Source organism: Pseudoalteromonas sp. MMG013 (assembly GCF_018100885.1).
Lineage (GTDB): Bacteria > Pseudomonadota > Gammaproteobacteria > Enterobacterales > Alteromonadaceae > Pseudoalteromonas > Pseudoalteromonas aurantia.
On sequence record NZ_JAGJEE010000034.1, the window covers coordinates 40,399 to 56,654 of the forward strand.

Sequence of the window (16,256 nt, forward strand, 5' to 3'; positions counted from 1 at the left end):
TTGTCTGATTTTCACTCTAAATGTAAATGTAAATGAATGTGAAAATTAAACCGTTCCATGGCGTGTGTAATTTGTTTCTAGTGTTTATTTTTTGTATTAATTTTGTTTTTTTAATTGTTGTTGATTTGTCTTTAATAGGTACTTAATCTTAGTTTTTTGTGCTGTGCTAATTTTTTGTATTTTAAATCAATTGCTTGTGGTGGTTTGGTCGTAAGTTTTTTCACTCAACGTTCTGTGTTTTGTTAACAGGCTTGGGTTGTTTTTGTTGCTAAAAACAACTGAGTAATTAATTTAATTTTAATAATAATTTCATAATAGATTATTATATTCCCAGCCCATTTGTCAGATGGGCTCGGTTGTTCTGGCGTTGCTGCATTTGGTGGTGATGGCAATATACCATCGGAAATTAGCGGTATAGCAAAAACAATCATCAATGCAGATAGTCGTTATGATTTTACGCCAAATGTCACTAATCTCGATAATGATACGCTGACATTTAGTATTGAAAACAAGCCAAAATGGGCTGATTTTGATACGAGTACAGGCAGGCTGTCAGGAGAGGTTAAGGCGGGCGATATTGGCAATTATAACAATATTGTCATCACCGTGAACGACGGCACTGCATCTGATGCACTTGCATCTTTTTCTATACTTGTTAGGCCAGCAGGGACAAATGATGTACCAAAAATTACAGGTACACCGTTGTCGTCTATTCAAGCGACTCGGTCATATAGCTTTATACCGAATGCCACGGATATTGAAAATGATACACTGGTATTTGCGATTGAGAACAAGCCTATTTGGGCCTCGTTCGATACGCAATCAGGTAAACTCACCGGTGCACCGAATGAGTCGCAAATGGGCGTGTACGCTGATATTGTCATCTCGGTTGCTGATGGTCACAATACAGCGCAAAGTCTTCCCGCATTTTCTATTTCAGTAACTGATAAGCCGGGCAGTAACTATGATTACAATCAATATTATGCGACTGCAATAGGTAAATCGGGCCCAGATCTTGAAGCGGCGCTCGCTTTGATTGCACGTCAAGGGCAAAAACAAATGACCTATACACAAGTATGGGATGCGCTTAAGTATACTGATGAAGACCCTGCAAATATCAATAATGTGATTTTGTTTTATACCGGTCGCAGTCAAGCCAAAAACACCAATGGTGGTGGCACAACTGACTGGAACCGAGAGCATAGTTGGCCAAAGTCACATGGTTTTCCGGAACAAAACCAATTTGGGTATACTGATATTCATCATTTACGCCCGACCAATGTGAAAGTCAACTCAGCCCGCAGTAATAAAGACTACGATGATGGCGGCGCGCCTGTCAGTAATGCGCCAGGTAACTTTACTGATGATGACTCTTTTGAGCCACGGGATGCCGTAAAGGGGGATGCTGCCAGAATGATGTTTTATATGGCGGTAAGGTATGATGGTACCGATGGCAATATGCCAGATCTAACGCTTGTAAATACCATTAGTGGCAGTAAATCTGCAACATTGGGGGTACTATGTAATTTAATGCAATGGCACCGTCAAGACCCTATTGATAGGTTTGAGCGTGAACGCCATCAGCGTATTGTGGAACAACAAGGTAATCGTAACCCATTTGTAGATAACGCTGAATTTGCCGAAACATTGTTTGCGAAAACGTGCCCAACTTTAGGGAAAACGGCCCCGGTTATCAGTGGGTCCCCGACACTTGAGATTGGTGCGGGTAGTGCGTATCAATTTACGCCATCAGCATCAGATGCAAACCGAGATACATTAATATTTTCAATCACTAACAAACCAAAGTGGGCCAACTTTAATAGTGTAACAGGTACGTTGACAGGCACACCTGGAATAGCTGATATTGCGACATACCAAAATATTCAAATCTCAGTGAGTGATGGTGCGTTAAGTGCAAACTTAGCTGCGTTTACCATTAATGTTGTTGATCCAAAGACCATTAAGCACCCACCAACTATTTCGGGCATACCGAATACCGGCGTATTAATTAATCAAGTCTATCGCTTTCTTCCTACAGCAAATGATGTAGATGACGATACGTTAACGTTTAGTATTGTTAATAAACCAAGCTGGGCAACCTTCAATACAACGACAGGTGAGCTGACAGGCACACCGACAAAAAGTGATGAAGGCAACTATGGCGGGATTGTGATAAGTGTTACAGATGGTAATACAGCCGCGGTTGAACTTGGCGCTTTTGCAATTTTGGTGAGTAATGATACGCCAGCTACGAATGTAATTTTTACTGAATATATTGAAGGCAGTAGCAATAATAAAGCGATTGAAATTACAAACTTCACTGGTAGCACGCTTGATTTAAGTCGAGTTAAAATTGTGCTAGCCGATAATGGCAAGCCTTTGTCAACAAGTGGCTTACGTACACAGAGCCTGTCAGGCTTGTTAGTTGATAAAGCAAGTCATGTGATTGTTAATAGTGGTGCGAATGATGAAATAAAAAGCCGCCAAAATAGCACGAGCACAGTGACTTATTTCAATGGTGATGACACCTTAGTCCTTATGGTGGATGATAAAATAACGGATGTGTTTGGTCAGTTGGGCACAGATCCTGGCAGCAGCTGGGGGGCTGGTGATACCTCGACAAAAGATAAAACACTGCGGCGTAAAGTGGGTATTGTTGCAGGTGACGTTAACGGAACTGATGCGTTTGATCCGAGTGTCCAATGGCAAGGTTTTGAAAAAAATGTGGCTGATGGCTTAGGATGTAGTGGGGTAGCTGCATGTAGTGGCAGTGGTACATCACCAATTGAACTTGGTCAATGTGGCGATAGGGCGACGCTGATAAGTGAAATTCAAGGTGCTAAGAGTACCAGTCCACTAGTGAATAAAGGTGTGATTGTTGAAGGCATTGTGGTGGCAAGTTACCAAGGTGCAGGTCAACATGGTGGCTTCTTTTTACAAGAAGAAGATAAGCAAAAAGACAAAAGTGACGCAACTTCTGAAGGTATATTTGTCGCGCATACCGCCACGCAAGTGACTCCTGGGCAGCAGATCAGGTTTACGGCTAAAGTAGCGGAAAAATATGATCTCACTCAATTAGTTGAGGTAGGAAATATTACGACTTGTGCTACCAATGCGCTAGCGATGGTAACGCCTACGGCCGTAAATTTACCGTTTGCTGAAAATTTTGATCAAGAGTCTCTAGAAGGCATGTGGGTGACGTTACCCCAGAAGCTCCATGTTACTTTGAGCCATAATTTCACCAGATATGGAGAGGTATTATTATCTAAAGGCCTGCGGATACAACCGACGAATAAGTTCCCGAAAAATGACCCTAAGCGTCAAGCGCTTGCCGATTTAAACGCCCGAAATGTACTCTTAGTTGATGATGATTCTACACAACAAAATCCGGAAAGTATCAGTTATTATCCAGAGTTTAGTGCAGACAAACCGCTTCGTTCAGGGGCAAATGTAGCCGGTATCAGCGGTGTTATCCATTATGGGTTCGGAAAATATAAACTATTGCCGAACAGCGTACCAAAATTTGAAAATGTGAATGCACGACGTAGTAAACCGTTTGACCGTAAATCATCAGAGCATATTCGTGTCGCAAGTTTTAATGTTTTGAATTACTTCCTTGACTTTAAAGGTCGAGGTGCAAGTAATGAGAAAGAGTTTAAGCGCCAGCGAAGTAAGATTATTCGTGCTATTACAGCAATGGATGCCGATGTTGTCGGGTTAATGGAAATTGAAAACAGTGGGTATGGCAGCAACAGTGCAATTCAAAATCTGATTGACGGATTAAATGAGCGAGACAAACAACACACATGGCGTTTCATTAACCCTAAATTAGAAAAGGTTGGCTCTGATGCGGTAACCGTTGGGCTTATTTACCGAAGTGATAGAGTCCTTCCTGTTGGTATACCAGAGGTCGTAACAGATGCCCCTTTTGATGAACAAACCAAAGCACATCGCCCACCTATGATGCAAAGTTTCAAACCGCTTAACGGTGGCAAAGAAATCAAAGTAATTGTGAATCATTTCCGCTCTAAAGGAGGATCTTGTGGTGCTGACATGGACGATGATGTGCAAGGGGCGTGCAATGGTCAACGAGTGTTGGCATCAAAAACACTATTGAAACGGCTTGGAAAAGAGGTCAAACCTAGTACACCAGATGCTTCTATCGCTATGGTGCAACGATTGGCAATACAGACTGTTGATGAGCCAATATACGCAATCTTAGGGGATTTTAATGCATACGCATATGAAGACCCAATGATGGCATTTTATGATGCAGGTTTTGCTAATTTAAGTGTTGAGAAAGAAACAGGCAATAATTATTCATATTATTATGGTGGTATTGCAGGCAGTTTAGATCACTTATTAACTGCAAATACAACACTTAATAGTGTGGCACAAGTGATGCACTGGCATATCAATGCTGATGAAGCGACCGCTCTTGATTATAACACTGAAAATAAAACGGATGCCCAGCAAACAAAGTGGTTTGCTGAAACACCTTATCGCTCATCGGATCATGATCCTGTTATTGCAGACTTTGATTTAGCCGCGGTTGTGTTACCGGTAAATCAAGCACCGATAGCAAACGATGATAAAACATCTATAAAGCAAGGGGAAACGGCGAGTGTTAATGTACTCGAAAATGATATAGACCCGGATTCGGATGTATTAAGAGTGACTTCGGCAACGCTTGTATCGGGTTCTGGCAGTGTGAGTTTCTCTGGGCCGGTTGTTTCATTTATCCCGATTGATAACTTTCTAGGTGAAGCCGTTATTAACTATAGTATTGGTGATAGTAATGGCGCAATTTCAACGGCGACTCTAACAGTAACTGTTTTAGCAAAAAATGCACCGCCAGTTGCCAATGATGACAATGCAAGTACCTTAGAAGATCAGCATGTTATATTATCTGTTTTGGATAATGATCAGGACGAAGCGAAGGCGTTATTGCAAATTACCGGTGTCAATGTATTGTCAGGAAAAGGAGTCGCAACTCATTCAAAAACAGCAATTACCTTTACACCAGAAAACAACTTCCATGGTGAAGTGCGACTTAGCTATGATGTACAGGATGTTGAAGGAGCCTCTGCGACGGGGAGTGTGACGATAAATGTTGCGGCTGTGAATGATGCCCCAACTGCAAATGATGATATTGCAACAGCATCAGCACGTAAGGAAACTGAAATTGATGTATTGGCAAATGATGTTGATGTGGATGGAGATGCGTTAACGATTACTTCAGTAATCGCTGATACCGGTACTGTGCGTATTGAAGGCAGCAAGCTAATTTATCAAGCGAGCGCATTGAATACGGGATCCGCGACTATTCGTTATGATATTTCGGATGGGACCGAGTCAGCGTCTGCAAATGTTAAAGTGACTATTAGCACGCTCAATATAGCGCCGATTGCTCATAACGACGTGGCGACGCTTAATTTGGGCGAGCAGTCAATTTCTGTTTCTGTACTTGCTAATGATACCGATGCGGATGGTGATACGCTGACAATTGCAGAAGTGCGCACAGATGTGGGTACGGCTGTGATAGAGAATAACCACATCTTGTTTACAAAAACCGACTCGTTTAATGGTACCGCACAAGTAAGTTATGTTGTGTCTGATGGGTTTGGTGGTCAAGATAGCGCCATTTTGGAAATCACGCTAGTTCAGGACTTAACCCCAACAATTATAGTCCCTGCCCCCATGACAGTGAATGCTGTAGGGCAATTTACAGAAGTTGACACTGGGGTTGCAACTGCAGTTAACTCAAGCGGTGAGGCAATAGGAGTGCAGCGCCTCGATAGTCACTTTTTACGTTCAGGTGCAAATCAAATAAAATGGCAAGCATGTGACGCTGACAATGTCTGTTCTGAGGCGGTGCAACATGTGAATGTGAGGCCATTGTTGAGCTTTGCGTCACCAAGTCAGGTAACACTTGAGGGGACAAAGGCTGTGATCCCTGTGTTATTGAGTGGTACACATTTTGAGTATCCAGTCACGGTTAGCTACACATTGACAGGTACTGCTAACGAGGATGATTTTAATACAGTTGCGACTGAGGTCATTATTACTCAGGGCACGCAAGTTGATATTGAAATAGATGTATTACCTGACGAATTGGTTGATACTGATGAAACCATTGTTATTACACTCGATGCCGAAAATGCGAATCTAGGTGCGCAAATAGCACATACAATTTCAATTTCAGAGTCAAACCTTTCGCCTGTTGTGACTTTGAGTATGGTGCAAGCAACGCAATCGCGTACAGTGATGTCTCAGCAGGATGGTATTATTCGCGTTCAAGCACTTGTAAAAGATCAAAACCCTGACGATACCCATACTATTACTTGGAGTCTATCGGGTGGATTAGCGGGCGATACCTCTGTCCTTAATGAAGTCAGCATTGATCCTACATCAGTTCAGCCTGGTACCTATCAAGTAGATGCGGTTGTAACGGATAATGGTGGATTGTCTGATACACAAAGTGTGTATTTTAAAGTTGTTGCTGCAGCGCCTGCACTTGATGCGTCGAAAGACTCTGATGGTGATATGATCAATGATGCGCTGGAAGGGTTTGCAGATGATGACCGAGATGGCATTCCTAATTATCTAGATCCGATTGATGCTCCGTGTAATGTTTTACCAACGAACACAAGTGACTGGCAAGCGGGTTTAATCGAAGTGGAAGCTGGAGTATGCATCTCTTTGGGAAGCGTCAGCCTTGGTAGCGCCAGTGCCGCGTTAACGGATGAGCAAATTCAAAATAGTCCACAAATATCCATTGATGAAACGATGGTTAATCATGGCGGAATTTTCGACTTTGTGGCAAATATTGCTTCTGGCATGCAGCAAGTTAAAATCGTGCTACCTTTACAGTCGGCTATCCCGGCCAATGCGCAATATCGAAAATTCTTACCTGAACAAGAGTGGATTACCTTTGTATCTGAAAGGGGGAACGAACTGCACTCGGCACAAGGTCAGCAAGGGTATTGTCCAGCAGTTAACGATGGCAGTTGGCAGCCTGGGTTAGTTGAAGGCGCTTGGTGTGTGCGTTTAACTTTGGTAGATGGCGGTCAATATGATGCTGATGGTGTTGTGAATGGTAAAGTTGTCGACCCAGGAGGTGTTGGGGTTGTATTGAACAACAACGCAGCTCCTGTCGCTATAGATGACAAGGCTGACGTAAAGGTTAACGAGCATACAAATATTATGGTACTGAGCAATGACACAGATATCGACAATGATGTATTAACTGTCATTAGTGCCAGTGCAAAACTTGGCACTGTTCATATTAATAGTGATTCAAGTCTTCAGTATCAAAGCGCACCTGATTTTATCGGCAATGATACAATTTCTTATACGGTAAGTGATGGACAAGGTGCGATTGCAAGTGCACAGGTGCTGGTAACCGTGATCGCTGAGACGCTTTCGCAGAATCATGCCCCAACGGCTGTGAATGATAGTATTACAGTGTTTAATGATGAAATTTCAACCATTGACGTACTGCTAAATGATACTGATGTAGATGGAGATCGGTTAGTGCTGAGCAGTGCTAAGACGGGTACGGGTTATGTCTCTATTGTGGCCAATAAACTGCGCTATCAGCCCATTGCTGGTGGTGCGGGGCAAGTACTCATTAGCTACGTTGTCGCGGACTCCCTTGGTGCGCAAAGTACAGGTAGTGTTGCTGTTTTGGTAAAAAGTAGACCAATTGAGTTACCTGTAACGGGACAAGTAAAATCAACAGCCAGCAGCGGATCTACACCACTGTTAATTTTGATATTACTGTTTCCTGCATTATTACGACGAAGAACTAAGTAACGAAGAACCAAGTAACATCGTAATATAGGCAACTGCATAAATTAAAAAACCCTTGCTAGGTAACCCTAGTAAGGGTTTTTTTATCGCTAATTTATGATTGCAATTGGTTGTTGCATTGAGTAATGATGGAGATAACAAAAATAAGTTTTCAGAATTAAATACCTAACTTCAGGTTTGGATAAGGGTTTTGGCATAGGAAATATTTTGTAAACAAACTTACGTACAATCCAATGATGATATTTTGTTCAATATCAAGGCGCTTTTATTCAGTAATAGCGGGCTATTACAAATGAAAGCAATGCCGAGAGTGAGAAAAATAGCTTTATTGGGCAAATTCGCTTATCCAGAGCTGAGGTTACTAACACGGGTGTACCGTGCATTGATGGGATAAAGTGAAAAACTTGAAATGTTATAATGTAGCGATTAATATGTCGCGATAATATAACATAGCAGTAATTATACAATGAAAAAACGGTTACCCTCTCTTATCGTAAGCATGCTTGTTTCTGGCGTGGCGTTTGCAGAAAATGAGACCCAGTCAATGGAGTTGATTGAAGTCATAAGTAAGAAACAAGCGTACCGTGGCAACGTGGATATTGCGCAGTTACCTCAATCAGTGTCAGTGGTCACCTCTGAGCAATTAGACTCTCTCGGCATTAATAACTTTCAGCGTGCGCTTAATCAGGTGAGTGCTATTTCGACACAAAATAACTTTGGTGGCTTATGGGAAAGTTTCGCAATACGAGGCTTTGCTGGCGATGAAAATTTACCATCGGCTTATTTAATTAATGGTTTCAGTGCGGGTCGCGGCTATAGTGGTTTACGTGATGTGTCAAACATACAAGCGATTGAGGTGTTAAAAGGCCCTGGCTCTGCGTTATACGGTAGAAGTGAGCCTGGAGGCACAATTAACGTGATCACAAAGAAGCCATTATTTGATCAAAGTGGCTATGTACAGTTGTCACTGGGTGAGCATGATTATCAACGTCTCGAAGGTGATTATACAAATGGGGTTAATGATAAAACGGCATTCAGAGTAAATGGTGCATTTGAAAAATCAGATAGCTATCGAGATACGATTACCACTGAGAAGGTGGCACTAACACCGTCTTTTTTAATTAAGGTCAGTGAAGGTACACAACTGACTTATGAACTGGAGTATACAAATCAAGCCATTCCTTTTGACCGTGGTATACCTGTTCTTCCTGATTTAGACCTCCCGTCGAGCCGGTTTTTGGGTGAGCCACATGATGGGGCAATGAATGTTGATGCCATTGGTCATCAATTAGAAATATCACACCAGGTTAATGCAGTTTGGACAGCCAATGCCGGTGTAGGTATAAGAGAGTCGTCTTTAGAGGGATACTCATCAGATACTGAGTTGTCTCCTGGTAGACAGCTACTCTATGTCGATGGTCAAACGGTTAATCGACAGCGCAGATATCGAGATTATGATGCGACTGACCTTTCAGCCCGTGCGGAACTAAGTGGTGCTTTGACAGTGTTAGGTTATACCCATAACTTAATGTTTGGTGCAGATGTATATGACTATGAGCTCGAGACACACCAGCAACGATATAGAGTGGCATGGGGTTCTGGAGAAACTACATATAGTGTGAATGTGTTTAACCCAGTCTATGGTCAAGTGGCGCCGGAGCTAGCTGCAACGGTCAATTATGTAGAGCAGCAAGATGCATGGGGGGTATACTTTCAAGATCAAGTGAATATGACGGACAAACTTCAGGTATTACTGGGTGCTCGATTTGACCGATTTAAACAAACCGTTGAAAACCACTTAGCGAGTACGCACAGTGAACACACTGAATCTGAGTTTAGTCCAAGAGTTGGGGCCGTCTATAGCGCATTCAATAACCTCGATGTATATGCGAGTTACTCGTCAGGGTTTAGGCCTAACTCAGGTGCTGACTATTTAGGCAATACATTTGCACCAGAAAAAAGTCGATCTTTTGAAACAGGCATTAAGTGGCTAAAAAACGATAAAGATGTTGAGCTGACGCTGGCACTTTTTCGGGCGACAAAATCGAATATTCTAACGGCCGATCCGGTAAATTCAGGTTTTAGTGCCGCCTTAGGTGAAGCGCAAAGTCGTGGTGTCGAGTTAGATTTTATTTGGAAATTGACGAACAATACAGAGCTCACGAGTAGTTACGCTTATGTTGATGCGCATACGGTAAACGATATGGTGAATACTGATTGGGGAGTGAGTATTCCAGCCGACAGTCAACTTATTAATGTGCCTCAGCATAGCTACAACATGATATTGCGTCACTACACGCAGTTTGCAGGTTATGGTGTTGATTTTGGTGTGAATGTACAACATGTAGGAAAAAGGTTAGGAGAAACAATTAACCCAGACTATGAATTACCAGCTTACACATTAACCAATCTATTTGCGAATATAACGTTATCAAGTGCGTTTATGTTGCAGCTGAACATCGATAACGCACTGAATAAACACCATTATACCAATTCATATTCAGCGTTGTGGACTATGCCAGGTCAGCCTTCGCAGTTTCGGGCGAGTATAACCTACCAATTCTAAATTATTACAGGATCAGGGCGTACTAATACTGCGCCTTTACAGTTATGACAAACAATACATTAAATAAACGGTTAGTATCGATTGATATACTGCGTGGCTTAGTGATAGTAATTATGTTAATTGATCATGCTCGGGAGCGGTTCTTTTTACATCACCAAGTGGCTGATCCGATGGATATTCAAACCACGGATCCAACGTTATTTTTTACTCGATTACTCGCACACTTTTGTGCGCCCATTTTTATCTTTCTGACTGGTTTATCAGCATTTTTGTACCAAAACCCCTTTAATCAACCACAGCGAGCCGTGCAGAGCTTTTTGTTAAAGCGCGGTGTGCTATTGATATTACTTGAAATGACAATCATTAACTTTTCGTGGTTTGCTGCCTATAACACATTATATTTGCAGGTTATGTGGGCGATTGGCGTCAGTATGATATCTCTGGCCGTATTGAGTTACCTACCTAGAATATGGTTAATAGGGCTGGGAATCGCAATTGTGTTTGGGCATAACGCGCTCTCACCAGTGACATTTTTACCTGATGAAATGGGCTATACACTTTGGACCATACTCCATGATAGAGGTTATTTGCTAACTGATGGGTTTATAAAAATCAAAGCATCGTATCCAGTGTTGCCTTGGATTGGTGTGATTGTGCTTGGTTATGTATCAGGCCCGTTATTTACTAAATCTGTTGATGTTGCAATGAGGCAAAAAACTTTAATTGCTGGAGGTATTGCGTGTTTGATTTGCCTATGTATTTTAAGGTCACTTAATGTGTATGGGGAAGCAATAGACTGGCAAATACAAGATACCTTGGTGATGTCGGTTATGTCGTTTTTAAATTACACTAAGTACCCACCTTCATTACCTTTTTTACTCTTTACTCTGGGGGGGGGCGCGCTGTTACTTGCATACCTAGAAAATGCACAAAGTAAAGTAAGTGAGGTATTACGTACATTTGGATCTGTGCCATTATTCTTCTATATAGTGCATTTGTATGTATTGTTATTGAGCTATTTTGTGCTATTTAAAATTTTTGGTCCGACGTTACATTTTGGTGCCAATAATACCCCATACTTGGCGTTTCCTAATATCGAGCTGATATGGTTAACTGCCGCGGTTCTTACAGGGTTACTTTACAAGCCATGCAAAGCGTTTGCTAAATTCAAACATCGCAGTGAACTGCGGTGGGTGAAGTATTTATAGACATATTAAAAGTAGAGAGGGCTTTATTGATATGGTCCTCTTTTCCTTTAAGTTGGCAGATGAAGTTCAAACAAATACGTCTCATGCTCATAAGTTTTATTACACCACTGGTGCTTTTCGATTATCGCTTTTGGGATCTGTTGGCTGGTGGTTAAATGGAAACCAAAACGTTGATAAAAGTCTGCCAAGTGAGAGAATGGCAAACAATAAATATGCTCGTACTGCTTCGTATGTTTCAATAGAAAACGCACTATACTTTCTGCGAGTTTACGCCCTCTGAAATGTTCATTCACATACATCCCACCAAGTTCGGCATTGTTACTATCGATACGCTGTAGCCGACCTAACGCTACTTTTTTTCCATCTAAGAGTGCAATCGCAATCACCTCGCCATTAAACTGAGAGGGCCGAAACCCGATCCTCTCATATTGTTTATTGACCCACTCTAATTCATCTAGTTTGGCTCGTCGCACAGTGATATTCATAATGGTGTGCCTTTATATTGGGTTAGTAATGCATAAAAATCGTTCAAAAGGAGCGGTGTTATCTGTTGTTGCGCATTGATGCCGCGACGCTGATTATTACATTGATAATTCAATGTGCTACGGTATGGTTTAGATTATCATTGACTCAGATGGAAAGCTAATATGGCCACCGATAGTATGCACGCGTATATTTTGTACGTGAAAAGTGCATTAATGCGACGCGCTACAGCGGAAAAAGCGCGCGCGAGTGAACGCTACTTTCCAAATGGCGCTGTATGCTTAGGCGTAAATGCTGCAGACATAAAGTATACGATTAATGAGTTTCATCAAGCTTATGCCGATCTTACCGCGAATGACATGTTAGCCATAGTTGAAGCGCTTTTAGCGGATGCAAAGTACAATGAGGAAGTGCTTTGCGCGTTCGGGTTGCTCAATAAATTTGTAAAGCGTCACTATGATGACCGCCTGTTAGATAGGTTTAAATATTGGTTAGAGCATTACGCGAGTAACTGGGCTATGGTCGATGATTTATGCATTAAAACCATTTATTTATTTTTGTTGTCTCGGCCTCACTTGATAGAGCAAACACAGCATTGGGCGCATTCAGAGGTCTGTTGGTGTCGTCGCGCGAGTAATGTGGTTTGGGTAAAGTTCATCGAAAGAAAAATAGGTAAAGAGGTATATCGATTAGACAAAGGGCTAGTGTTTAAAAATTGCGATATCTTGTTAAGTGATCCGGATGAATTCGTGCAAAAAAGCATTGGGTGGTTATTGAAAGTAACGGCAAAATATCACCAAAATGAGGTAATTGGTTATATACAGCGTAATATTACCCAATTCCCTCGTGCAACACTGCGCTATGCAATCGAAAAAATGGACATCAATGTTCGCCAACGACTTTTGTCATGTTAGCGGAGGGCTCACTTTGTACAGAGACCATGAAAGAGTCGAATAGTGTAAAGTGAGACATTTAATCAGGCGTAATTATAGGTCTAAATAGAGCACCAGCATGTCTTTATGTTGGATCCCATTTTCAAAAATGGCTTCTTGATAATGTGTGAGGAAATGGTTTTTTACGACACTGTCGACACGAAACCCCAGTTGCTGGTAGTAACTTAACTGATAACCGAAACTACCAGTACCTAACTCAATGCGCGTCACGTTTTTCGTACGTATCTGTTGCAATGCAAAAGAAAGTAACTCAGAGCCAATCCCTTGTTTTTGATAGTCGGGCTCGACTGATATATTGAACACTTGAGCGGTGCTTTGTGATGTCAGCTTTGCTAAGCAAGCTGCTACCACTTGGCCGCGTTCCTCATAAACAAAGCACCATGAATCATCGCGGTATTTGCGAATGCTTTGTTCACATGGATCAGCTTCTAATAAAAGTGATATAGGTACATCATAGCCAGAAACTTCGCTAAATTTCATGGGATATTTCCTTTGATCAAATCTCACTAAAAATAGTATTGTTAAATTCAGCACTTAAAGCGATGAGTGCTGTGTGTCGTTTTACGCCGTACGTAAATTACATTACCTCAAGCTATGACACATGTACAATAATAGATACCTCATAATGAACTATCATTCCAGCTAGTTAGTAGGTAACCTCAGCTCTGGATAAGCGAATTTGCCCAATAAAGCTATTTTTCTCACTCTCGGCGTTGCTTTCATTTGTAATAGCCCGCTATTACTGCATAAAAGCGCCTTGATATTGAACAAAATATCACCCTTGGATTGTACGTAAGTTTGTTTTCAAAATATTTTCTATTCCAAAACCCTTATCCAAACCTGAGGTTAGATAGTTATAATTTATCCGCTTTGTTTATTGTCTCGATCCTTATTGCGACCGTCACTTATGGCAAATGGTGAGTACTCATCATTGATATTCTGGGCACTTGGTTAACTGGAAGAGAAATAACTCATAAAAATGACAACGGTTTTTTGACATACTGGAGTGTTTTATCTAGCTTACCACGGAGTCAAATTTATGTTTAATTGGACTTGCTTAAACGCCTGCGTAGTGAAGATTACCAACAATACTCATTACTCAAGAAAATGTCAGCATTAAAGCGGCTTCACTCTTTAAATAAGACTGTCGTTTAATATGACATAAATGTTCAGAGAAATTGGGCACAATTGGTCATGGATATTCAAGTTCTACGTGAATAATATCTCGGTAGTGTGTGAATGCATACTACTATGCGTATTTATTGGGTCAGTGCGGAAAATTAAAATGTTATCTGCTGTTACAAATACAGCTGATTTGTAATATCAGGTAGTGCATCGCGTTGATGCACTACCTATAAATCGTGAGTGGTTAATATACAGTAAAGTAGCCTACAGTGACGTCACCTTCATGGTACAGCGCGTTACCTTGATGGTAGTAGACTTTCATGGACAGCTTGGCATAGTCGGTTTGCAAAGACATGCCGCCAGTATCTCTAGGTATAGAATACATACAGTGGGTTTCACTATAAAAATAGTATGGATCACTTGGTTGAACAAAATAGTTGACTTGATTTTCGGAGCAATTTTGCAATACGTAGCCAGCATTGGCCAGCTGTTGTTGGACTGCCCGTACTTGCCGACCATATTCAAGTACCTCGGAAGTACTATTATAGCCTGATGCTAAATCTACATTTGTTGCCATAGACGATAAACTAAACACACAAGCTAAGCTTGTCAACGCTGCAGTAACTAAGTTTTTCACAAAAATATCCTTCTAATTTTCATTGCGTGAAGGCCAGTTAACATTGAAATAATGTTAACTATGGCGCTAAGCATTAGACGATTTAAATATTAAAGTTTTCTTAAATCAGCACCTAAAGTTAAAACTCTAAAATTTGACTTTTGTAATTTTAATTTTGCAAGTGTAAATATTATGATGCTTTTTCACTGTGAACGACTTATGAGCATAAGCTTGTATTTGTCATTATTTATCTGTAGATTCCTTCGCTTTTTTTGGTAATTAGCTACCATAATTTATCTAGTAAGGAGTATATGTGTTGGATGTTTCGGTGTTGCCTATGTTTTTAGGGGCTTGTCTGTTATTGGCAGTATCGCCAGGACCTGATTTGTTATTATTAATGAGTTATTCATCAATTAAGGGGTTTAAAGCGGGCACTGCCATTGCCGGTGGTATATTTTTAGCAGGGTTGCTGCAAAGTGTTTTAGTTGTGGTCGGGTTAGCTAAGCTGTTGCAGCTTGTTCCTGTTTTAGCTGTTATGATTAAGCTTGTTGGCGCGTTGTATTTATTATGGTTAGGGATAAAACTCATTAAAAATTGGCATAATGCTGGAATATCGTGCACAAACGTATCAAAGCATGCTGATAAAAGTATGAGGCAGCTATTTTTACTGGGCATGTTAAATAATCTATTGAACCCTAAAGCGCTGTTATTTTTTGCCTTATTTTTACCTCAATTCATCAATGCTCAAGCACCGATATTGACGCAAATTATGTTATTAGGTGTATTACTTAGTATGGTTGCGTTAATGATTAACGTAATGGTGAGCTGGGTGGTGAGTATAGCCACTAATCAATTTACAGCGAAGATAAAGCCAGGGCGTTATGTTGATGGTATTTTGGGTATATTGTTTGTTGGTTTGGCTGCTCGACTTGCTTTGAGTAAATAAATAATGGCAGTGTGCTGCAACTGGCAAGGGGCTTTACAGTATGGTTATTAGTTTGGGGAATCAAAATCTCATTGATAACCAACTATGGCAGGTTTATTGTGATATTTACTTTTCTGGCTATTTGAGAAGGCAGCCTTTATCACATTCACTCAATAATAAAAAAGGGGCTGTTATCAGTATTTGGGATCCGTTGGGGGGCATTTTTACCAACTAAAAAACAATCAATTAGGACGGGCTAAACGAACGTTATTGAGACATGTTAATCACGCACATTTTTTGCTGTGGGGTTGCTCTAAAGATTTCACTTATAGAGAGTTAAGTGTGTTTATAGAGGTTAATCAAAACGAAGCTCAACGGTTTGCAAAGTTAGCGCAACAATTGGCGTACTATTATATTGAAGATGGTATGCTGGTACTAAAAAGTACTTATCAAGTAAATACCCAGCAGGAGTTGGGGAAATTATCGAAACACATACTAACAAGACCGAATTCATTAGGTTTATCTAATTTAACCTCAGGTTTGGATAAGGGTTTTGGAATAGAAA

The 16,256-nt window shown here is 41.0% G+C and carries 10 protein-coding genes; 7 read left to right on the plus strand and 3 right to left on the minus strand.

All coding sequences use genetic code 11. From position 1 onward, the window contains the following. The first annotated feature begins 339 nt into the window (after window positions 1–339). From J8L98_RS20835 to J8L98_RS20845, 3 genes are all read left to right on the plus strand, one after another. Entirely contained in the window at window positions 340–7,818 is a 7,479-nt protein-coding gene (locus J8L98_RS20835; protein WP_210998021.1) for an ExeM/NucH family extracellular endonuclease, read from the plus strand. Window positions 7,819–8,281: 463 nt separating this feature from the next. Beyond that, complete coding sequence (locus J8L98_RS20840) at window positions 8,282–10,381, plus strand: TonB-dependent siderophore receptor (RefSeq protein WP_210998022.1); 2,100 nt, start codon at window positions 8,282–8,284, stop codon at window positions 10,379–10,381. Between the two features lie 44 nt (window positions 10,382–10,425). Further along, the gene (locus J8L98_RS20845; RefSeq protein ID WP_210998023.1) at window positions 10,426–11,589 is read left to right on the plus strand and encodes a heparan-alpha-glucosaminide N-acetyltransferase domain-containing protein; all 1,164 of its coding nucleotides are present in this window, start codon (window positions 10,426–10,428) and stop codon (window positions 11,587–11,589) included. Window positions 11,590–11,636: 47 nt separating this feature from the next. Here J8L98_RS20845 and J8L98_RS20850 read toward each other — a convergent pair whose 3' ends face one another. Continuing rightward, the gene (locus J8L98_RS20850; protein WP_210998024.1) at window positions 11,637–12,074 is read right to left on the minus strand and encodes a GNAT family N-acetyltransferase; all 438 of its coding nucleotides are present in this window, start codon (window positions 12,072–12,074) and stop codon (window positions 11,637–11,639) included. A 162-nt stretch (window positions 12,075–12,236) separates the two neighbouring features. On the opposite strand from J8L98_RS20850, the gene J8L98_RS20855 reads away from it, so the two are divergent. Further along, complete coding sequence (locus tag J8L98_RS20855) at window positions 12,237–12,986, plus strand: DNA alkylation repair protein (RefSeq protein ID WP_247682647.1); 750 nt, start codon at window positions 12,237–12,239, stop codon at window positions 12,984–12,986. 72 nt (window positions 12,987–13,058) lie between these two features. Here J8L98_RS20855 and J8L98_RS20860 read toward each other — a convergent pair whose 3' ends face one another. Both J8L98_RS20860 and J8L98_RS20865 read right to left on the minus strand, forming a co-directional pair. Then, a complete protein-coding gene (locus tag J8L98_RS20860) occupies window positions 13,059–13,505 on the minus strand; it encodes a GNAT family N-acetyltransferase (protein WP_210998025.1) in 447 nt (148 codons plus the stop codon). An 889-nt stretch (window positions 13,506–14,394) separates the two neighbouring features. Continuing rightward, the gene (locus tag J8L98_RS20865) at window positions 14,395–14,787 is read right to left on the minus strand and encodes a hypothetical protein (protein ID WP_210998026.1); all 393 of its coding nucleotides are present in this window, start codon (window positions 14,785–14,787) and stop codon (window positions 14,395–14,397) included. Window positions 14,788–15,079: 292 nt separating this feature from the next. Here J8L98_RS20865 and J8L98_RS20870 point away from each other — a divergent pair, with 292 nt between their 5' ends. The 3 genes from J8L98_RS20870 to J8L98_RS20880 all read left to right on the plus strand — a co-directional run. After that, window positions 15,080–15,712, plus strand: coding sequence for a LysE family translocator (locus J8L98_RS20870; RefSeq protein ID WP_210998027.1), 633 nt, complete (start codon window positions 15,080–15,082; stop codon window positions 15,710–15,712). Between the two features lie 40 nt (window positions 15,713–15,752). Next, a complete protein-coding gene (locus J8L98_RS20875; RefSeq protein WP_210998028.1) occupies window positions 15,753–15,926 on the plus strand; it encodes a hypothetical protein in 174 nt (57 codons plus the stop codon). 107 nt (window positions 15,927–16,033) lie between these two features. Continuing rightward, on the plus strand, window positions 16,034–16,256 hold a 223-nt coding region (locus tag J8L98_RS20880; protein WP_210998029.1), incomplete at its 3' end, for a hypothetical protein.